This is a genomic window from Cellulomonas sp. NPDC058312 (genome assembly GCF_042880135.1).
Classification (GTDB): domain Bacteria; phylum Actinomycetota; class Actinomycetes; order Actinomycetales; family Cellulomonadaceae; genus Cellulomonas.
Map to the genome: position 1 here is coordinate 203,684 of NZ_JBHVZE010000003.1, position 18,960 is coordinate 222,643.

Here is an 18,960-nt window from a genome sequence, read left to right on the forward strand (position 1 = left end):
ATGATCGAGGCAACAGGTCTCACCAAGAGGTACGGGAAGAAGACCGCCGTCGCCGGCGTCGACTTCACCGTGCAGCCCGGCCGGGTGACCGGCTTCCTCGGCCCGAACGGCGCCGGCAAGTCGACCACCATGCGCATGATCATGGGCCTCGACCGTCCCACCTCCGGTGCCGTCACGGTCAACGGCAAGCCCTACGCCCAGCACCGGTCCCCGCTGACCGAGGTCGGCGCCCTGCTCGACGCGAAGGCCGTGCACACCGGCCGCTCGGCCAGCAACCACCTGCGGGCGATCGCCGCGACCCACGGCATCGGCGGCCGGCGGGTCGCCGAGGTCATCGAGATGACGGGCCTGCAGCACGTCGCGGGCAAGCGCGTCGGCGGGTTCTCGCTCGGCATGGGCCAGCGGCTCGGCATCGCGGCCGCCCTGCTCGGCGACCCGCAGACCCTCATCCTCGACGAGCCGGTGAACGGCCTCGACCCCGAGGGCGTGCTGTGGGTGCGCAACCTGGTCAAGGGCCTCGCGGCCGAGGGCCGGACGGTGTTCCTGTCCTCGCACCTCATGAGCGAGATGGCCGTCACCGCCGACCACCTCATCGTGATCGGCCGCGGCCGGATCATCGCCGACGCCCCGGTCGCGGAGATCGTCGCCGGCGCGTCCGGCACGCGCGTCCGGGTCCGCAGCCCGCAGGCGGCCCGCCTCGCCGAGCTGCTCCAGGGCCCCGACGTGTCGATCACCTCGGTCGAGGCCGGCGTGCTGGACGTCGTCGGCGCGAGCGCCGAGACCGTCGGCGAGGTCGCCGCCCGCGGCGCGCTCGTGCTGCACGAGCTGACCCCGGTGTCCGCGTCCCTCGAGGCCGCCTACATGTCGCTCACCGCCGACGACGTCGAGTACCACTCCGCCCCCGCCGTCCCCGCACCCGCGGCCGGCACGCTCCCCGAGGAGGCCCGGCGATGAGCGCCACCGCCACCGCAACCCGTCCCCGCGCCGCCGCCCGCCCCTCGTCGGACGTCCGCGTCACGTTCCCCCGCCTGGTCCGGTCCGAGTGGATCAAGCTCTGGTCCGTGCGCTCCACCTGGTGGGTCGTGCCCATCACCGTCGTCGCGCAGGCCGGCATCGCCTGGCTGATCGCCTACTTCGGCACCCGGGAGATGGAACGCTCCGGCGTCGACCTCGGCGCCTTCACCGCGGGTGAGCTCGTCGGCGGCATCCAGCTCGCGCAGCTCGCGATCTGCGTCCTGGCGGTCCTGACCGTCACCGGCGAGTACTCGACCGGGATGATCCGCAGCACGCTCACCGCGGCACCCACCCGGGTCCCCGCGCTGCTGTCCAAGGGCCTGGTCGTCGTGGTCGTCTCGTTCGTCACCGGCATCATCGGCACCGTGCTCAGCTGGGCCGTGACCTACCCCGTCCTCGGCGAGACCTACCGGGTCGACCTCGCGGACGCGACCAACCAGCGCATCCTGCTCGGCGCGCCGCTGTACCTCGCGGCGATCGCCCTGCTGGCGTTCGCGATCGGCGCCCTGCTGCGGCACTCGGCCGGCGCGCTCGCCACGGTGCTCGGCCTGCTGCTGGTCGTCGAGGGCATCCTGTCGATGATCCCGTGGACGTTCTTCGAGAAGATCAGCCCGTACCTGCCGATGTCCGCCGGCTCCCAGCTGGTGCAGAACGGCGGTCCCGACGCGGTGCTGTCGCCCTGGCAGGGCTACGGCGTGCTGGTCGCCTGGGGCGTGCTCGCCGTGACCGCGGCGTGCCTGCTGCTCCGGCGCCGCGACGCCTGATCCCGCCCGCGTGGCAGGGTGGCCCCGTCCCCGACCCGGGGGCGGGGCCACCGCCGCTCCAGCCCCCACGCCCACCACCCGCACGCGACCCCGGAGGGACCGCTGAGCCAGGACCCGGGTCACCTCCCCGTGACCTTCACCGAGCTGGACGCCCGCCGCCTGGGCCGCGTCCGCCGGTTCTTCGCGCGCCGGCCCGTCGCGTCCGACGTGCTGGTCTGCCTGTTCTTCGCCCTCGGCGCCCTGGCCGACGCCGGTCCCGTCCCGGCCGAGGGCGACGGCGGTCTGCTCGCGGGCCCGCGCTCCGTGATGTCCCTCGCCCTGACGGTGCTCGCGCTGCTGGCCCTGGTCGTCCGGCGGCGGTGGCCCGTGCACGTCGCGATGACCCTCGGGCTGCTCTGCGTGGCTCACGTGGCGGTCGCCGGGCACGTCGGGGCGCTGGACGTGGGCTTCGCGCTCGGCCTGTACGTCGTGGTCGCGACCCGGCCGCAGCGGATCGGCTGGCTGCTGCTCGGCGGGTCCGGGGCGCTCGTCCTGGCCGCGCTGCTGGCCTGGGGCGGGGTCAGCACACCACCCACGCCGGCCGGCGGCGTGACCGTCACGGACGCGCAGGGCCAGGTGATCCAGCCGTCCCCCGAGGACTCCGTCGCCACCGACACCCCGTCGTTCCTGCTCGCCGGGCTGCTCGCGATCGCCGTCGGCGCCAACGTCCGCGGCCGGCGCCTGCACACGCGGGCGCTCGTCGACCGGCACCAGCAGCTCGTCGACGCGGGCGAGCAGCAGGCCAAGCTCGCGGCCGCCGCCGAGCAGGCCCGGATCGCCCGGGAGATGCACGACGTCGTCGCCCACGGCCTGACCGTGATGATCGCCCTGTCCGACGGGGCCCGCGCCGCCGTGCGCCGCTCCCCCGACGACGCCGAGGCCGCGCTGGACCTGCTGTCCGAGGCGGGCCGGTCCGCCCTCGGCGACATGCGCCGGATGCTCGGCGTGCTGCGCGGCGCCGACGTCCCGCTCGAGCCGCAGCCGGGCAGCCAGGACCTCGAGTCGCTGGTCCAGCAGTTCCGCGCGGCCGGGCTGACCGTGCACCTCACCACCGCCGGCCCGCCGCTGCCGGCCGACGCGGGGCTGGCGCTGACCGTCTACCGCGTCGTGCAGGAGTCGCTGACCAACGCGCTGCGGCACGGCGGCGCCGGCACCCGGGTCGACGTGCTCGTGCGGCACGGCTCCGGCCGGGTCGGCATCGAGGTCGTCGACGACGGCGGGGGCGCGCGGCCGGTCCAGGTCGCCGACGCCGAGCCCGAGGTCGGGCGGCTGGGTCGGATCGGCGAGCGGCTCGGCGAGCGCCGCGGCGACCCGCTGGACGCCCGGACCGACGCGCAGCCCGCCGTGCCCGGGCCTGCGGTCGTCCGCACCGGCCGCGGGCTGGTCGGGATGCGGGAACGGGCCGCGGTCTACCGTGGCACCGTGGGCGTCGGACCGCACCGCGGCGGGTGGCGGGTGCACGTCGAGCTCCGCACCGACGACGCCGGCGGCCCGCCCGACGTCCTGCCCCGCAGCACCCCCGCCCGACCTGAGGAGACCGCGTGACCAGCACCCCGACCGAGCCCGCGCCCCGGTCGGGCCCCGTGCGCGTGCTGCTCGTCGACGACCAGCCGCTGCTGCGGATGGGCTTCCGGCTGGTGCTGGACGTCGAGGACGACCTCACGGTGGTCGGCGAGGCGGGCGACGGCGCCGAGGCCGTGCGCCAGGTCGCCGCGCTGCGGCCCGACGTGGTGCTGATGGACGTCCGGATGCCCGGGGTGAACGGGATCGAGGCGACCGCGCAGATCGCCGCGTCCGGGTCCGCGTCGCGGGTGCTGATCCTCACGACGTTCGACCTCGACGAGTACGCGTTCTCCGCCCTGCGCGCCGGTGCCAGCGGGTTCCTGCTCAAGGACGCCCGGCCCGCGGAGCTCACCGCCGCGATCCGCGCCGTCGCGACCGGCGACGCCGTCGTCTCGCCGCGCGTGACGCGGCGGATGCTCGAGCTGTTCGCCGGGGAGCTGCCCCGGGAGGGCGCCGCGCCCGCGCCCGCCGGCGAGGACGCCCGTCTGGCCGGGCTCACCCACCGCGAGCGCGAGGTGCTGCTCGCGGTCGCCGAGGGGCTGTCCAACGCCGAGGTCGCCGAGCGGCTGTTCCTGTCGGAGGCGACCGTGAAGACCCACGTCGGGCGGGTGCTCGCCAAGCTCGGGGTGCGGGACCGGGTGCAGGCCGTCGTGCTGGCGTACGAGACGGGGCTGGTCCAGCGGTCCTGAGCGGACGCCGGCGTGCCTGGGCGGCGGCCGGCGCCCGTCCGGGTCAGACCTCGCCGAGCGCCTCCTCCGGCGCGCCCTCGGCCGACCGCGCCGCGCGGTCCCAGCGCCGCAGCGTCAGCCGCTCGCCGACCCCGGCCGCCATCGCGTGGCCCTTCCAGGCGAACGCGACGACGCCGATCAGGAGCACCCCGGCCGCGACCCAGAACGGGGCGGTCGGGCTCACCGGGTGCAGCAGCCCGGCGATCACCGGGGCCGGGGCGGCGAAGCCCCAGCGCACCAGGTTGAACGCGGCCGTCGTGGTCCGGCGCTCGGCGCCGCCCAGCCCCAGGGCCAGGTCGGTGAGGTTCGCGTTCGCGATGCCCATGCACAGCCCCGCGAGCACCAGCACGACGACCGCCTCGGCGGTGCCGACGCTGGTGGCGAGCAGGACCAGGGCGACCAGCAGCCCGCCGATCGCCACGCCCACGGTCGCCACCGCCCCGATGCGGTGCGCCAGCCGGTGGCCGACCACGAGGATGCCCACCGCGAGGCCGATGCCCCACGCCGTGAACACCAGGCCGAGCGGGACGACGTCCAGGCCGAGGAACACCGGGGTGTAGCCGAGCACGACGAAGAACACGAAGTTGTACGCCGCGGTCACCACGCACAGCGTGCGGAACGCCGGGCGCCGGTAGGGGGCGAGCACGTCGCGCAGCCGCAGCGGGGTCGGGGGCTCCTGCGGGTCGCGCAGCCGCGTCACGGACATGCCGAGCGCCACGAGCATGAGCACCCCGCAGGCGGCGAACGGCACGCGCCAGGAGATCTGGCCGAGCAGCCCGCCGATCAGCGGACCCACGGCGAAGCCGAGGCCGACGCAGGTCTCGAACAGCTCGACGACCCACTCGCGGTCGGTGGCCAGCGCGACCAGCAGCACCATCGCGGTGGCGAAGAACATCGCGTTGCCCAGGCCCCACAGCCCGCGGAGCACGGCGAGCTGGAGGATGTTCCCGGACGCGGCGGCGAGGCCGGCGGCGACCGCGACCACCGTCACGCCCGTCGCGAGGACGGCGCGGTAGCCGAACCGGCCGGTGGCGATGACGGCGGGGATCATCCCGACCGCCATCACGATCAGGTAGGCGGTGAACAGGAGCTCGATCTGCCAGGTCGAGGCGCCGATCTCGGTGCCGATGACCGGCAGGATCGGGTCGACCACGGCGATGCCCGCGATCGCGAAGAACGCGGTGAGGGCGGTGGCGTAGATGGCGGTGCGGTGCGGCTCGTGGTGCCGACTGGGCATAACGGTTCCTCGGGAGACGTCGTCGGGGGTCGGTGTCGTTTTATCTGTATCATACAGGCAGTCGCAGGGCCAGACGTGCGAGACTGCGCACGACCGACGAGGACGAGGGAGGACCGGTGCGCGAGCCGGACGACGCCGTACGGACCATCGAGGGCCAGGTGGCCATGCTGCTGCGCCTGTCCGAACGGACCCGGCGGTCCGCCGCCCGGCGCCAGGGCGAGCTCGAGCGGTCCGCCTACCTCGTGCTCGGCGTCCTCGCCGTCGACGGCTCCACCAGCGTCAACGCCATCGCCGACGCCCTGCGCCTCGACCCCTCGACCGTCACCCGCCAGGTGCTCGCGATGGAGCAGGCCGGCCTCGTCACCCGCACCGCCCACCCCGACGACGGCCGCGTGACCGTCGTCGAGGCCACGGACGAGGGCGTCGACGCGCTGCGCCGCACCCGCGACGTGCGCGCCGCGCTCTACGGCGAGATCCTCGACGCCTGGTCCGACGCCGACCGCGCCGACCTCGCGCGGCTGCTCACCCGGCTGAACGCCGACGTCGACTCCTGGGCGCGCACGCACCTCGGCCGCTGAACCCGCCCCCGGCCGCGCACGTGACGGGCCGGGTGAGGACGCCCTACGCTCGAACCGGCGCACCGGTCACGCCCCCGGGCCGAGGCGCCCGCGCCGACCCGTCCGGCACCCCGCAACGACCGGAAGGTGCTTCCCGCGTGACCACGACCGACCCCGCAGCCCCGCCGCGCCCGCGCCCCACCGCCCTGCGCGCCACCGTGCTGCGCACCGAGCGCCTCACCCCCGCGATGGTGCGGCTCACCCTGGGCGGCCCCGGCCTCGCGGGCTTCGCGCCGTCGCCGTACGCGGACTCGTACATCAAGCTCGTGCTCGTGCCCGGCCTCGGGGCCACCGCCTCCGGCAGCGACGTGCTCGCCGCCTGGACGACACCCGACGGCCGCCTCGACCTCGACGCCGCCCGCACCGCCCTGCCCCCGGAGCACCAGCCCCGGATGCGGACCTACACCGTGCGCGCCTACGACGACATGGACCTCACCCTGACCGTGGACGTCGTCGTGCACGGCGCCAGCGGCGTCGCCGGACCGTGGGCCGCCGCCGCGGTCCCCGGGGACGAGGTCGCCGTCGTCGGCCCCGGCGGCGGGTACTCCCCCGACCTGACCGCCGACCACCACCTGCTCGTCGGCGACGCGTCCGCCCTGCCCGCCGTCGCGGTCGCCCTCGAGCGGCTCGGGGCCAGCGCGTCCGGCACCGCCGTCCTCGAGGTCGCGGACCGCGCCGAGGAGGTCACGCTCCACGTCCCCGACGGGATCGCCCTGCGCTGGGTGCACACCGGCGACGCGGCGCCCGGGGCCCGGCTCGTCGAGGCCGTCCGCGCCCTGCCCTGGCCCGCCGGCCGCGTGCACGCCTTCGTGCACGGCGAGGCCGGGTCGGTCCGCGAGCTGCGGCGGTACCTGCGCGTCGACCGCGGGCTGACCAAGACCGACCTGTCGATCTCCGGCTACTGGCGGCTCGGCGAGGCAGACGAGGGCTGGCGCGCGGGCAAGCGCGCGTGGCTGCGCGGGATCGAGGACGCCGAGGCGGCCGTCGGGCTGGACTGACCCGGCCCGCTCCGGTCCAGCCCGCTCAGGCGCCGGGGACGGTGTGCCAGGGGCGGTCGGGGTCCGTCGCCCGGGGACGCGCCGCGACCTCGACCGCGTAGGTCGCGGCGTCCGGGCGGGCCACGCCCGGGCCGTCCGCGCCGTCCCGGCCCCGCCCGTCGGCGACCGGGCCGAGGTACCGGTGCCCGGTCATGCGGCACCACGCGGGCAGGTCGATCGGCGCCACGGGGTCGGTCGTCGTCAGGTGCACGACGGTGCCCGGCGCGAGATCGGCGGCGCGCGCCCGCAGCAGCACGAGCAGCCGGGCGCAGCCGAGGTCGCCGCCGTCCAGGTGCACGATCACGCCGCGACTGTACTGCCGCCCGCTCAGGACCCGCGGGCCGGGGTCGCCGAGGTGAGGAACGCCCGCGCCTCGGGGGCGTCGCAGCCGCGCAGGTCCATCACGACCCGCACCGCCTCCGCCACGACCCCGTCGGCCCGGACGCCGTCGAGCAGGTCGCCCACCGCCTCCGCCAGGGCGATCAGCTCCTCGCGGACGACGACGACCGACGCGATGCCCTCCGCCAGGCCCGCCGCCCGGTCCACCAGCGCCGCGTCCCACACGACGGGCTCCCGGGCGTGCAGCGCCAGGTGCACGGTGACGTCCCGCCGCGACCCGGCGACGACGGCCGCCGACCGGAACCCCTGGACGCGGCAGGCGTGCGACCACACGGGCCAGCGCCGCTCGGTGCCGAGGTCAGGGACGACGACCGGGGCGCCGGTCCGGCGCAGCTCGTAGCGCGGGCCCTGGCGGTGGCGGTCCTGCACGCCGTCGCACCGGGCCGCGCCCACCGACCCGGCGGCCAACCAGCGGTCGACGCCGCGGACCACGGCGGAGCAGCAGGCCTGGACGTCGACGCCCAGCGTCGGCCCGGCCTGCACGGTCAGGGTGTGGATCAGGGCGCTGAGCGACCGGACGGCGTCCGGTCTGTCCGCGTCGTCGAGGGCCGGCATGGTTCCTCCGCGTCGTCACGCCTGCTGCGCGGCGCTGCACAGGGGGCCAGGGTGCGCCGCCGCCCGCGGCCCCGCAACCCGGGGAGGCCGGGCGGCGGGCGGTGGCGCACCGCGGTCAGGCGCCGGGGTGCAGCAGCACCTTGGTCCAGCCGTCCTCGCGGGCGTCGAACCGGGCGTAGCCGTCGGCGGCGTCCTCGAGCGGCAGCTCGTGCGACACGATGAACGACGGCGTCGCCCGCCCGGCCACGACCAGGTCCCGCAGCTGCCGGTTGTAGCGCATCACCGGCGCCTGCCCGGTGCCCATGTGCTGGCCCTTCATGAAGAACGTCCCGTAGTCGAACCCGATCCGCCCCTGCCGCGCGGCCTCGTCGCGCGCACCCGGGTCCTCGGGCAGGTAGACCCCGACGACGCCGATGCCGCCGGTCGCGCGGACGACCGCGACGAGGTTGTCGAGCACCAGCTCGGGGTGCTCCTCGCCGCTCGCGTCGTGCGCCTGGTAGCCGACGGCCTCGACGCCGCAGTCGGTGCCGCGCCCGTCGGTGGCGTCCACGATCTGCTCGACGGGGTCGCCGGCGGACAGGTCGACGGCGACCGCGCCGATGCTCTCCGCGAGCCGCAGCCGGTCCGGCTCCTTGTCGACCACGAACACCCGGGACGCGCCGCGGATCATCGCGCTGTGCGCGGCCATCAGGCCCACCGGCCCGGCGCCGAAGACGGCGACGTCGTCGCCCTCGGCCATCCGGGCGAGCTCGGTGCCGTGCCACCCGGTCGGGAAGATGTCGCTCAGCATGGTGAAGTCGTTCTCGTGGTCCGTCCCCTCGGGGAGCCGGAGCAGGTTGACGTCGCCGTACGGGACGCGCAGCACCTCGGCCTGACCACCGTCGTAGGGGCCCATGTTCGCGTAGCCGTACGCGGCGCCGGCCATGCCCTCGGCGGGGTTGGTGCGCAGGCAGAACGACGTCCAGCCCTGCAGGCAGTTGCGACAGGTGCCGCAGGCGATGTTGAACGGGACGCTGACCCGGTCGCCGACCCGGATCCGGGTGACGGCGGAGCCGACCTCCTCGACGACGCCCATGTTCTCGTGGCCGAAGACGGTGCCCTCCTCGACGGAGGTCCGTCCCTCGTACATGTGCAGGTCCGAGCCGCAGATGTTGGTGGTGGTGATCCGGACGAGGACGTCGGTGGGCTGCTCGACCCTGGCGTCGGGCACGTCGGTGACCTCGACCTGGTGCGGACCGCGGTAGACGACTGCGCGCATGGGGGTGGACCTCCTGTCGGCGGCGCCCGCGGGCCCCGCCCCGGTCGTCGCGCGCTGCTGCACGGCGGGGTCCGTCGATCGTCGGTCGCGGGGGCGGGTCCGGCATCTCGGGGCTCTACCTACCGAACGGTAGGTAGAGTGGGTGGCGGTCCACCGACGGACCGGGCCGGACGGCTGACGCCCGGCGATCGCGCGACGAAGGGTGAGGTCCGTGGACGAGCTGCTGTTCGGTGCGGCGTACTACGACGAGTACATGCCGACCGACCGCATCGAGACCGACGTCGAGATGATGCGGGCGGCCGGCATCACCGTCGTCCGCATCGCCGAGTCGACGTGGAGCACGCTGGAGCCGCAGCCCGGCGTGTTCGACTTCACGCACGTCGACCGCGCGCTCGACGCGTTCGAGCGGGCCGGCATCCACGTGATCGTCGGCACCCCCACGTACGCCGTACCCGCCTGGCTCGTCGCCTCGCACCCCGACGTCCTCGCGACGACCGCCGCCGGCGAGGGCCGGTACGGCGCCCGGCAGATCATGGACATCACGCACCCGACGTACCTGTTCCACGCGGAGCGCGTCATCCGCCGGCTGATGGAGCGCACCGCGCACCGCCCCGGGGTCATCGGGTTCCAGGTGGACAACGAGACCAAGCACTACGGGACCGCCGGCCCGGCCGTCCAGCGGGCGTTCGTCAAGCACCTGCGCGCCGAGTTCGCCGACGACCTCGGGGCGCTCAACCGCGCGTTCGGCCTGGACTACTGGTCCAACCGCGTCGACGCGTGGGAGGACTTCCCCGACGTGCGCGGCACGGTCAACGGCTCGCTGGGCGCGGCGTTCGAGGCGTTCCGCCGCCGGCTGGTCGAGCAGTTCCTCGCCTGGCAGGCCGGGATCGTGCGCGAGTACGCCCGCGACGACCAGTGGGTGACGCAGAACTTCGACTTCGACTGGGCGCCCGGCTGGTCGTACGGGCTGCAGCCGTCGGTCGACCACTTCAAGGCCGCCGCGGCGGTCGACGTGGCCGGCGTCGACATCTACCACCCGACGCAGGACCGGCTCACCGGCAAGGAGATCGCGTTCGGCGGCGACATGACCCGCTCGATCAAGGGCGGCGCCAACTACCTGGTCCTCGAGACGCAGGCCCAGGGGCAGCTCGCCTGGCTGCCCTACCCCGGTCAGCTGCGGCTCCAGGCGTACAGCCACCTCGCCAGCGGCGCGGACGGAGTCATGTACTGGCACTGGCACTCGATTCACAGCTCGTTCGAGACGTACTGGAAGGGCCTGCTCAGCCACGACCTGCAGAGCAACCCGACCTACGAGGAGGCCGGCGTCTTCGGCCGGGAGGCCGCCCGCGTCGGGTCGTCGCTGATCCACCTGCGCAAGCACAACCGGGTCGCGGTGCTGGTGAGCAACGAGGCGCTGACCGCGCTGCAGTGGTTCACGCTCGAGACCGGGTTCATCGACGGCGTGTTCGGCAGCTCGATCGGCTACAACGACGTGCTCCGCTGGGTCTACGACGCGCTGTTCGACCTGAACGTCGAGGTCGACTTCGTGTCCGTCGACGACACCGACCTGGGGCGCTACGACCTGCTCGTGGTGCCCGCGCTCTACACGGCGTCGCAGGCCGCGGTCGACCGGCTGGACGCGTTCGTCCGCGCCGGTGGCCACCTGGTCACCACGTTCCGCACGGCGGTCGCCGACGAGCACGTGCAGGTGTGGCACGACACCGCGCCGCACGGGCTGACCGAGGTCGCCGGGCTCACCTACAGCCAGTTCACGGTCCCCGACGGCGTCGGGCTGACCCTGCACGGCGACCTGGCGGGTGCGTCCGGTGCCGACGCGGGCGCCCTGACCTTCATGGAGCTGCTGCGCCCCGAGGGCGCCGAGGTGCTCGCGTCCTACGACCACCCCGCCTGGGGCGGCTACGCGGCGGTCACCCGGCACCGCACCGGCGCGGGGTCGCACGTGCACGTCGGCACCATGACCTCCCCCACGCTGCTGCGCGCCGTGCTGGCCCTGGCGGTCCGGGACGCGGGCGTCGGCGACTGGGCGCAGGACCTCGCGGGGACCGTCACGGTCCGCCGCGGCACCAACGCCGCCGGGAGCGCCGTCACCTACCTGCTCAACTACGCGGGCACGCCCGTCACCGTCGCCGCACCCGTCGCCGGTCGGTCCGTGCTCACCGGGGACGACGTCGCCGCGGGCGACGAGCTGGTCGTCGGCGCGTGGGACCTCGTGGTCCTCGAGTCCTGACCACCTCCCCAGCCCACCCCCGGCGCGTCGGCACGCGGCGCGCCGGGGGGACGCCGGGCTAGGGTCGCCCGGTGAGCACCGCCCCGGACGACCCGACGACCCCGCGCCGCCGGGTCCGCCTCAGCCCCGAGCAGCGGATCGCGCAGATCCTCGAGGCCGCCACCGTCCTGGTCGCCCGGCACGGGTTCTACGGCGTCTCGTTGCAGGACGTCGCGCGCGAGGTGGGCATCACCCAGGCGGGCCTGCTGCACCACGTCGGCAGCAAGGAGGGCCTGCTGGAGCTGCTGGTCTCCCAGCGGTACGACCGGCTCGGCACCCCGGCCGACTACGTCGCGAGCGGGGCACCCGGCTCGACGCACCCCGACGGCCCGTCGCTGCCGGGGTACTTCCGGTACCTCGTCGACTTCAACGCCGCGCGGCCCCAGCTGATGAAGCTCTACATGGTGCTCGGCGCGGAGGCGGCCTCCCCGCAGCACCCGGCGCACGACTACTTCGCGGACCGCCCCGACCAGACGTGGGACCTGTACCGGCAGACCGCGTGGCGGCTGCCGCCCGAGGTCGGGCCGTTCGACGGCCTGCGCGACCTGGTCGAGATGAGCATCGAGGCGATGGACGGCGTGCAGGTGCGCTGGTTCCGTCGTCCCGCGGTCGACATGCGCGAGTCGTGGGCGCTGTTCGAGCAGGTGCTGTTCCCGTCGCCCGTCTGGGACCACCACCGCTGAGACGACGACGGCCCACCGCCCTCGGGTGGGGGCGACGGGCCGCGCGCGACCGTCGGAGGTCGGCGCGCCGGGGTCAGTGCATCGCGACCGGGGCGTCGCCCGTCGTCGCGGGCCGGCGCACCAGCAGCGACACCGCCACGGCGACCAGCGACACGATCCCGCCCCACATGAACGCGCCCTGCACGCCGTCCGCGGTGGCGGTGAGCGTGTCGGCGCCCTCGGCGACGCGCGCCGCGGTGGTCGTCGACAGCACGGTGATGAACAGCGCGGTGCCCGCGGCGCCGGCCAGCTGCTGGAGCGTGTTCACGATCGCGCTGCCGTGCCCGTACAGCTCGCGCGGCAGGGAGCCGAGCGCGGACGTGAACAGCGGCGTGATCATGAACGCCAGGCCCATGCTCAGCAGCACGTGCACGCCCACCACGGCGACGGACGACGTACCCGGGTGCAGGGTCGACAGCAGCCACAGGCCGGCGCTCAGGGCCAGCACGCCCGGGGTCACCAGCGGGCGCGGGCCGAACCGGTCGAACAGGCGCCCGACCACCGGCGACAGCGCCCCCATCACGAGCCCGCCCGGCAGCAGCAGCAGGCCGGTCTCCAGGGTGCCGAGCTCGAGCACCTGCTGCAGGAAGATCGGCAGCACGATCAGCGCGCCGAACATCGCCATGAACCCGATGATCAGCACCAGCGCGGACACCGTGTAGGAACGCTGCGCGAACACCCGCAGGTCCATCAGCGGCCCGTCCGCGGACTCCTGCAGCCGGATCTGCCGCAGCGCGAACACGACGAGCGCGAGCACGCCGACGGCGACCGGGATCCACGGCGCGACCAGGACGTGCCCGCCCGCGGACTCGCCGATGCTCGACAGCCCGAAGATCAGCGCGCCGAACCCGACGGCCGACAGCAGCAGCGACAGGACGTCCAGGCGCGCGGGGCGCGGCGTCGTGACGTCCCGGACCTTCCACGCGCCGAGGCTCAGGGCGATCAGCGCGACGGGCAGCATGACGATGAAGATCCAGCGCCACGACAGCTGCGACAGCACCAGGCCGGAGATGGTCGGGCCGATGGCGGGCGCGACGGAGATGACGATGGAGATCGTGCCCATCGTGCGCCCGCGGATGCTCGGCGGCACCAGCGTCAGCGCGGTGGTCATCAGCAGCGGCAGCATCACGGCGGTGCCGCTGGCCTGGACGACGCGACCGACCAGCAGGACGCCGAACCCGGGGGCGAGCGCGGCGATCGCCGTGCCGGCGGTGAAGAGCGACATCGCCGTGAGGAAGATCGCCCGCAGCCGGAACCGGCCCATGATGTAGCCGGTGGCGGGGATGACGACGGCCATCGTCAGCATGAACCCGGTGGTCAGCCACTGCCCGGTCGCGGCCGAGACGCCGAGGTCGCGCATGAGGACCGGCAGGGCCACGCCCATGACGGTCTCGTTGAGGATCACCGTGAAGCCCGCGATCAGCAGCAGGCCGATCAGGGTGCGGTCCCCGGAGGACAGGCGCTCGGGCGCGGCGGTGGCGGCGGGAGCGGTGGTGTCGGGGCCGGTGGTCGCGGGTGTCGCGGTCCGGTCGCGCAGGGCGGTGTCGTCGTGCGTGCTCATGGGTCTCCCGTGCGGGTGGGGTCGGCGGTGGCGGGCGCGTGGCGGCGCCCGGGTCGCGGGCGGCCGGCGTCCCGGAGGGAGTCGCGCTCCGGGACCAACGTCCCGGGTCAGGCGATGATTCCCGGCGCCCGCCATCCGGACGGCCGGAGCGTGCCCGCCGGGCGGCGTCGTACGGTGCCCGCATGGATCCGATGAGCAACCGGGGCTGCGCCCCGCGTCGGGGGCCCGCGGCCTGACCGGGCCGTCGACACCCCCACCCGGGCTCGACGTGCCCGTCCGCGCACGCCGCCCGCACCACCCGCCGACCTCGGCGGGCCTGCCCCTCGAAGGATCCCCTGTGCTCACCCTGCTCCCGGGCGCGCGTCGACGCGCCCTGCTCGCCGCCGCCCTCGTCCTGGTCGGCTCGACCGCCGTGCAGCTGTCGGCGGCGCTCGCCGCCGGGACGTTCGCCGACCTCGGGACGCTCGCCGTCTCGGGCTACCGGATGACGGCCGCGGCGGTCGTCCTGCTCCTGCTCACCCGACCCCGGCTCCGCGGTCGCGACCGGCGCACCTGGGCGGCGATCGTGCTCTACGGCGTCGCGATGGCCGCCATGAACGTGCTGTTCTACGCGGCGCTCGACCGGCTGCCGCTCGGCGTGGCCGTCACGCTCGAGTTCTGCGGGCCGCTGCTGATCGCGGCGGTGGCGTCCGCGGGCCGCACCCGGGTGCTGCCGTTCGTGGCGCTGCTCGGCGTGCTGCTGGTCGTCGGCGGTCCCGCCGGTGGCGTCGACCCGCTGGGCGTGCTGCTCGGCCTCGGCGCCGCGGCTGCGTTCGGGGCGTACACGCTGCTCGCCGGGCGCGTCGGCGACGCCTCGACGGGCCTGGGCGACCTCGCGCTGTCCGTGGGCGTCGGCGCGCTGCTGCTCGCGCCCGCGCAGGTCGCCGCGGCGCCCGACCTCACGAGCGGCCACGTGCCGGCGCTCCTCGCGTCGGGGGTGCTCGGCGTCGCGCTGGCGTTCTCCCTCGACTTCCAGGCCGTCCGGCTCGCGGGGACCCGGGTGGTGGGGACGCTGTTCGCCGTCGACCCCGCGATGGGCGCGGTCGTCGGCGCCCTGCTGCTCGGCGACCGGCTGACCGGCCCGGCGCTCGGCGGGCTGGTGCTCGTGGTGCTCGCCGGTGCGGGCGTGGTCTGGTCCGCGGGCCGCCCCCGCCGGGACGCCACCCCCGCGACCTGACGCCCGCCCCCGCCCGCACCCCGCGCCCCCACCTCCGCCGAGATCGGACCTCCCGGCCGAGACAGCCCCGTGGAACGGGCTGTCTCGGCCGGGACGGCCTGTCTCGGCGACCTCGACGGCCGGGCGGGCGCGGTCAGACCCCGCCGCGCAGGGCCGTGATCGGCTCCACCCGGGCGGCCTTGAGCGCCGGGTAGATCCCGGCGAGCAGGCCGATGACCCCGCCGCCCGCCGCGGAGGCGAGCACGACGCCGATGTCCAGGATCGGCGTCCAGGACTGCAGCGCGGACACCCCCACGACGGCGGCGACGCCCAGCGAGGCGCCGACCATGCCGCCGAGCAGCCCGACGGTCGCGGACTCCAGCACGAACTGCGCGGCGATGTCCCGCCGCCGCGCGCCCAGCGCCCGCCGCAGGCCGATCTCCCCGACGCGCTCCATCACGGACAGCAGGGTCACGTTCGCGATCCCCAGCCCGCCGATCAGCAGCGCGACGCCGCCGAGCGCGAGGAAGATCGTGCTGATGTCCGCCTGGACGTCCTCGCGCACCCCGGACGACCCGGTCGGACCCTGCACGGTGATGACCTCGGGGCTGTTCGGCGCGAGGGCGGTCGGCACCTGGTCCGCGACCAGCGGCCCGGAGCCGACGGCGATCCGCATGTGCAGCTCCTGCGGTGCCGCGAGCCCGAAGTCCGCGCGGGCCGTCCCGGCGGGGAGCACGACGGCGTCCCGCAGGTCGGTGCGCCGCTGCATCCCGTCCACGATCCCGATGACGGTGTACGACCGGTCGCCGATGAACACCGACGGCTGCCGGTCGACGCGGGACACCCCGAGCCGGTCGGCGGCGCGGAAGCCGAGGACGACGACGCGGTCCGCGCGGGCGTCGTGCCCCGCGTCGAAGAACCGGCCGGTGACGACCTCGCCGCGGACGGCGTCCAGGAGACCCGCGGTCGCCGCGAGGACCGGCGGGGAGGTGACCTCCGGCGCCGACGGGTCGTTCACCGGCACCGCCGTGACCGCGGCCCCCGCGACGTCCACCACCGCGACCAGCCCGGCGGCCTCGACGCCGGCGAGCCGGTCGGCGCGCAGGTCGGCGTCCCACGGCAGCGGGGCGGTCGCCCGCTGGCTGCCGTCGGCGGTGCGCGTGGTGCTCGCGGACGCCATCGCCTGCGTGGCGGCGACCGCGTCGAACCGGCGCGCGATCTGGCCCGCGGCGGTCTGCGCGAGCCCGACGGTGACGACCACCGACGCGATGCCGAGCACGGTGCCCAGGATCGTGAGGAACAGCCGCCCCGGGCGGGCGTCGATCCCGGCAGCCGCCTCGCGGACCAGGTCACGCACGCCGAACCGGTCCGCGCGGCGCGGCCGGGGGCGCGCACCGGGCGCCGGGCGGTCGACAGGCGGCTCGTCGAGCAGGACCGCGAGCCCCCCGCCGGCGGCGTCGGGCGCGAGCCCGGCGTCCGGCGCGGGACCGGCGTCCGGCGCGCGACCGGGGCCCCCGGCGGCGCGACGGCGACCCGGGCGCGGCAGGCGCGGCAGCCCGGCCATCAGCGGATCTCCGTCAGCAGGCCGTCGGCGATCCGCACCCGGCGGTCGGCGCGGGCGGACACGACGTCGTCGTGGGTGATGACGACGAGGGTGAGCCCGTCGGCGTGCAGCTCGTCGAACAGGTCGAGCACGTCCGCCGAGTTGTGGGTGTCGAGGTTGCCGGTCGGCTCGTCGGCGAGCAGCACCGCGGGCGCGGACACGACGGCCCGCGCCACGGCGACCCGCTGCCGCTCGCCGCCGGACAGGAACGTCGGCAGGAACGACAGCCGGTGGCCGAGGTGCACGCGGTCGAGCGCGGCCAGGGCGCGGGCACGCCGCTCCGCCCGGGGCACGCCGCTGTACAGCGTCGCGAGCAGCACGTTGTCGAGCACGGTGCGGTGCGGCAGCAGGTGGAACTGCTGGAACACGAAGCCGATCCGCCCGCCGCGCAGCGCGCTCCGCTCGCCCTCGGTCGCGGTGCTCGTCGGCACGCCGTCGAGCAGGTACTCCCCCGACGTCGGCCGGTCGAGCAGCCCGAGCACGTGCAGCAGCGTCGACTTGCCCGACCCCGACGGGCCGACGATGGACAGGTAGTCCCCGGTGGCGACCCGCAGGTCGCTGGGCCGCAGGGCGTGGACGGGCGGGTCGCCCGGGAACACCCGGGCGACCCCGCGCAGCTCGACGACCGGCGGCGGTCCCGCGGGGTCGGCGGGGGCCGGGCGCGGGTCGACGACCGTCACGCGTCGTCCTCCGCCGCGTCGGTCGCCTCGTCGGACGCGCCCCCGGAGGTGCCGATCACCACGAGGTCGCCCTCGGCGAGCGTCGCGCCGCCGGCGCCGGTGACCTCGACGTAGCCGCCGGCCGCGAGACCGGTCGTCACCTCGACGAGCGACGTGGTGTCGTCGTCGCCCAGCACCTCGACGCGCGACTCGCCGCCGGGGCCCGCGGTCAGCGCCGCGAGCGGCACCGCGAGGACCGCGCCGCCGGTGGACGCCACGGGCAGGGTGACGCGCACGTTGCTGCCCTGGAGCGCGGCGACCTGCTCGGGCGACAGCTCGCCCGGCTGGAGCGTCACGGTCATCCGCCCGGCGTCGCCGGAGCCGCCGGAGCCGCCGCCGTCGCCGCCCGCTCCGCCGTCACCGGACCCTCCCGAGCCGCCGGCCCCGGACCCGGCCGCGGCGATCTCCGTGACGGTGACCGGGATCTCGGCGCCGTCGAGCACGACGGTGCCGGTCGACCCGACCTGGAGCAGCGCGGCATCCGCCTTGGCGGCCGTGCCCACGACCTGCAGCGTCGCGCCGGACACGCTCATGACGGTCCCCTCGACGGTGCCGCCGCGCTTCACGGAGACCGCGTCCACGCGCCGGGGCAGGGTCTCGAGGTAGACGACCTCGCTCGCGGGCAGGGCGACGATCGTCTCGCGCCGGGCCTCCTCGAGCGCGGTGCGCGCGTCGGCGAGGCCCTCGCGGGCGGCGGTGACGCCGGCGCGCTCGGAGCTGGTGTCGGGCGCCGCGTCGAGCGCAGCGCGTGCGGCCTGGGCCACCCCGACCGCGTCCCGCGCGTTCTCGACCTCGGCCTGCCGGCGAGCCTGGTCGCCCGGGGTGCAGCCCTCGGTCGCACAGCTGTCGAGCTCGGCCTGCGCCACGCCGACCGCCCGCTCGGCCGACCGGACCGTGGCATCCGCCTCGGCCTTCGACGCGCCGCCAGAGGTCCCCTTCCCCGCGGACGCCAGGGCGCCCTCGGCGGCGGTGACCTCGGCCTGCGCCGACCGGACCTGCCGCTCGGCGGAGGTCACGGCCTCCTCCTGCTCGTCGGTCGGTGCCGGGACGGGGTACCCGGCGCGCCGGTAGAGCTCGGCGACGCCGTCGGCGGTCGCGGAGTCGTAGGTGTCGGACGTGGCGTCGCCGGCGCCGATGCCCAGCGCCCCGAGGGCCGCCTTGAGCTGCAGCACGTCGGGTCCGGACACGCCGACCCGCAGCGTGCGGTAGGTCGGCAGCCCGCCGGGCAGCACCAGCACGGGCCGGCCGGCGATCTCGAGGGCGACGGAACCGGCGTCGAGCGTCGCGCCGACCTCCGGGACCTGCCCGGTGACGACGGCGCGCTCGCCGAGGTCCGCCGTCTCGATCCGCAGGTCGACGGCGTCGTCGAACACGACGTCGCCGCGGATGGTGACGTCGTTGCTGAGCTCGCGGCTCTCGACCGGGACCGTGATCGGGCCGGCCTCCGGCGGCGCGGTGCGGGCGGCGGCCTCGGCGGGGTTGAGCACGAACCGGCTCAGCCCCAGCCCGGCGACGAGGCTGAGCACGGCGACGCCGGCGAGGACCACGAGCGTGCGGTTGCCGCTGCGCCAGGACCGCGGCGGTGCCGCGTCGGTCGCGGTGGGGTCGGTCGGGCCGTCGACGTCACCGGCGGGGACGAGCGCGTCGCGCTGGTCGGGCACG

General features: G+C 75.9%; 17 protein-coding genes. 9 read left to right on the plus strand and 8 right to left on the minus strand.

Annotation, left to right across the window (positions count from 1 at the left end; all coding sequences use genetic code 11):
• The 4 genes from ACFVXN_RS09880 (at position 1) to ACFVXN_RS09895 (ending at position 4,069) form a co-directional block, all read left to right on the plus strand.
• Positions 1-954, plus strand: a complete 954-nt coding sequence (locus ACFVXN_RS09880; protein WP_389231097.1) for an ABC transporter ATP-binding protein — start codon at positions 1-3, stop codon at positions 952-954.
• Positions 951-1,778, plus strand: a complete 828-nt coding sequence (locus ACFVXN_RS09885) for an ABC transporter permease (protein ID WP_389231099.1) — start codon at positions 951-953, stop codon at positions 1,776-1,778. The genes ACFVXN_RS09880 and ACFVXN_RS09885 overlap by 4 nt, the downstream gene beginning before the upstream one ends.
• A gap of 129 nt (positions 1,779-1,907) precedes the next feature.
• Positions 1,908-3,362 (plus strand): sensor histidine kinase, encoded by a 1,455-nt coding sequence (locus tag ACFVXN_RS09890; protein WP_389231102.1) that lies wholly within the window; start codon positions 1,908-1,910, stop codon positions 3,360-3,362.
• Positions 3,359-4,069, plus strand: a complete 711-nt coding sequence (locus tag ACFVXN_RS09895) for a response regulator (RefSeq protein WP_389231105.1) — start codon at positions 3,359-3,361, stop codon at positions 4,067-4,069. Before ACFVXN_RS09890 ends, ACFVXN_RS09895 begins: the two co-directional genes overlap by 4 nt.
• A gap of 43 nt (positions 4,070-4,112) precedes the next feature.
• On the opposite strand, the gene ACFVXN_RS09900 is transcribed toward ACFVXN_RS09895, so the two are convergent.
• Positions 4,113-5,345: an MFS transporter gene (locus ACFVXN_RS09900; RefSeq protein WP_389231108.1), complete on the minus strand. Its 1,233-nt coding sequence runs from the start codon at positions 5,343-5,345 to the stop codon at positions 4,113-4,115.
• 116 nt (positions 5,346-5,461) lie between these two features.
• Here ACFVXN_RS09900 and ACFVXN_RS09905 point away from each other — a divergent pair, with 116 nt between their 5' ends.
• Together ACFVXN_RS09905 and ACFVXN_RS09910 are read left to right on the plus strand one after the other, a co-directional pair.
• Positions 5,462-5,923 (plus strand): MarR family winged helix-turn-helix transcriptional regulator, encoded by a 462-nt coding sequence (locus ACFVXN_RS09905; protein WP_389231111.1) that lies wholly within the window; start codon positions 5,462-5,464, stop codon positions 5,921-5,923.
• 137 nt (positions 5,924-6,060) lie between these two features.
• Complete coding sequence (locus ACFVXN_RS09910) at positions 6,061-6,960, plus strand: siderophore-interacting protein (RefSeq protein WP_389231114.1); 900 nt, start codon at positions 6,061-6,063, stop codon at positions 6,958-6,960.
• A 25-nt stretch (positions 6,961-6,985) separates the two neighbouring features.
• On the opposite strand, the gene ACFVXN_RS09915 is transcribed toward ACFVXN_RS09910, so the two are convergent.
• The 3 genes from ACFVXN_RS09915 to ACFVXN_RS09925 all read right to left on the minus strand — a co-directional run bounded on the left by ACFVXN_RS09915 (position 6,986) and on the right by ACFVXN_RS09925 (position 9,211).
• The gene (locus tag ACFVXN_RS09915) at positions 6,986-7,303 is read right to left on the minus strand and encodes a sulfurtransferase TusA family protein (protein ID WP_389231117.1); all 318 of its coding nucleotides are present in this window, start codon (positions 7,301-7,303) and stop codon (positions 6,986-6,988) included.
• A 23-nt stretch (positions 7,304-7,326) separates the two neighbouring features.
• Positions 7,327-7,953 (minus strand): hypothetical protein, encoded by a 627-nt coding sequence (locus ACFVXN_RS09920; RefSeq protein WP_389231120.1) that lies wholly within the window; start codon positions 7,951-7,953, stop codon positions 7,327-7,329.
• Between the two features lie 115 nt (positions 7,954-8,068).
• The gene (locus tag ACFVXN_RS09925; RefSeq protein ID WP_389231123.1) at positions 8,069-9,211 is read right to left on the minus strand and encodes a glutathione-independent formaldehyde dehydrogenase; all 1,143 of its coding nucleotides are present in this window, start codon (positions 9,209-9,211) and stop codon (positions 8,069-8,071) included.
• A gap of 211 nt (positions 9,212-9,422) precedes the next feature.
• On the opposite strand from ACFVXN_RS09925, the gene ACFVXN_RS09930 reads away from it, so the two are divergent.
• A complete protein-coding gene (locus tag ACFVXN_RS09930) occupies positions 9,423-11,459 on the plus strand; it encodes a beta-galactosidase (RefSeq protein ID WP_389231126.1) in 2,037 nt (678 codons plus the stop codon).
• A 71-nt stretch (positions 11,460-11,530) separates the two neighbouring features.
• Complete coding sequence (locus ACFVXN_RS09935) at positions 11,531-12,181, plus strand: TetR/AcrR family transcriptional regulator (protein ID WP_389231129.1); 651 nt, start codon at positions 11,531-11,533, stop codon at positions 12,179-12,181.
• Positions 12,182-12,254: 73 nt separating this feature from the next.
• On the opposite strand, the gene ACFVXN_RS09940 is transcribed toward ACFVXN_RS09935, so the two are convergent.
• Positions 12,255-13,781, minus strand: coding sequence for an MDR family MFS transporter (locus tag ACFVXN_RS09940; protein ID WP_389231132.1), 1,527 nt, complete (start codon positions 13,779-13,781; stop codon positions 12,255-12,257).
• A gap of 337 nt (positions 13,782-14,118) precedes the next feature.
• Here ACFVXN_RS09940 and ACFVXN_RS09945 point away from each other — a divergent pair, with 337 nt between their 5' ends.
• Positions 14,119-14,997, plus strand: a complete 879-nt coding sequence (locus ACFVXN_RS09945; RefSeq protein WP_389231135.1) for a DMT family transporter — start codon at positions 14,119-14,121, stop codon at positions 14,995-14,997.
• Between the two features lie 133 nt (positions 14,998-15,130).
• Here ACFVXN_RS09945 and ACFVXN_RS09950 read toward each other — a convergent pair whose 3' ends face one another.
• The 3 genes from ACFVXN_RS09950 to ACFVXN_RS09960 are packed head-to-tail and all read right to left on the minus strand — an operon-like array spanning position 15,131 to position 18,959.
• A complete protein-coding gene (locus ACFVXN_RS09950; protein WP_389231138.1) occupies positions 15,131-16,540 on the minus strand; it encodes an ABC transporter permease in 1,410 nt (469 codons plus the stop codon).
• A complete protein-coding gene (locus tag ACFVXN_RS09955; RefSeq protein WP_389231141.1) occupies positions 16,540-17,259 on the minus strand; it encodes an ABC transporter ATP-binding protein in 720 nt (239 codons plus the stop codon). Before ACFVXN_RS09955 ends, ACFVXN_RS09950 begins: the two co-directional genes overlap by 1 nt.
• A complete protein-coding gene (locus tag ACFVXN_RS09960) occupies positions 17,256-18,959 on the minus strand; it encodes a hypothetical protein (protein ID WP_389231144.1) in 1,704 nt (567 codons plus the stop codon). The genes ACFVXN_RS09955 and ACFVXN_RS09960 overlap by 4 nt, the downstream gene beginning before the upstream one ends.
• Position 18,960 lies beyond the last annotated feature (1 nt).

Excerpts from the sequence above, each read along its gene's own strand:
- ACFVXN_RS09880 (WP_389231097.1), top strand. The coding sequence starts at position 1 with ATGATCGAGGCAACAGGTCTCACCAAGAGGTACGGGAAGAAGACCGCC.
- ACFVXN_RS09885 (WP_389231099.1), top strand. The coding sequence starts at position 951 with ATGAGCGCCACCGCCACCGCAACCCGTCCCCGCGCCGCCGCCCGCCCC.
- ACFVXN_RS09900 (WP_389231108.1), bottom strand. The coding sequence starts at position 5,345 with ATGCCCAGTCGGCACCACGAGCCGCACCGCACCGCCATCTACGCCACC.
- ACFVXN_RS09920 (WP_389231120.1), bottom strand. The coding sequence starts at position 7,953 with ATGCCGGCCCTCGACGACGCGGACAGACCGGACGCCGTCCGGTCGCTC.
- ACFVXN_RS09925 (WP_389231123.1), bottom strand. The coding sequence starts at position 9,211 with ATGCGCGCAGTCGTCTACCGCGGTCCGCACCAGGTCGAGGTCACCGAC.
- ACFVXN_RS09940 (WP_389231132.1), bottom strand. The coding sequence starts at position 13,781 with ATGAGCACGCACGACGACACCGCCCTGCGCGACCGGACCGCGACACCC.
- ACFVXN_RS09950 (WP_389231138.1), bottom strand. The coding sequence starts at position 16,540 with ATGGCCGGGCTGCCGCGCCTGCCGCGCCCGGGTCGCCGTCGCGCCGCC.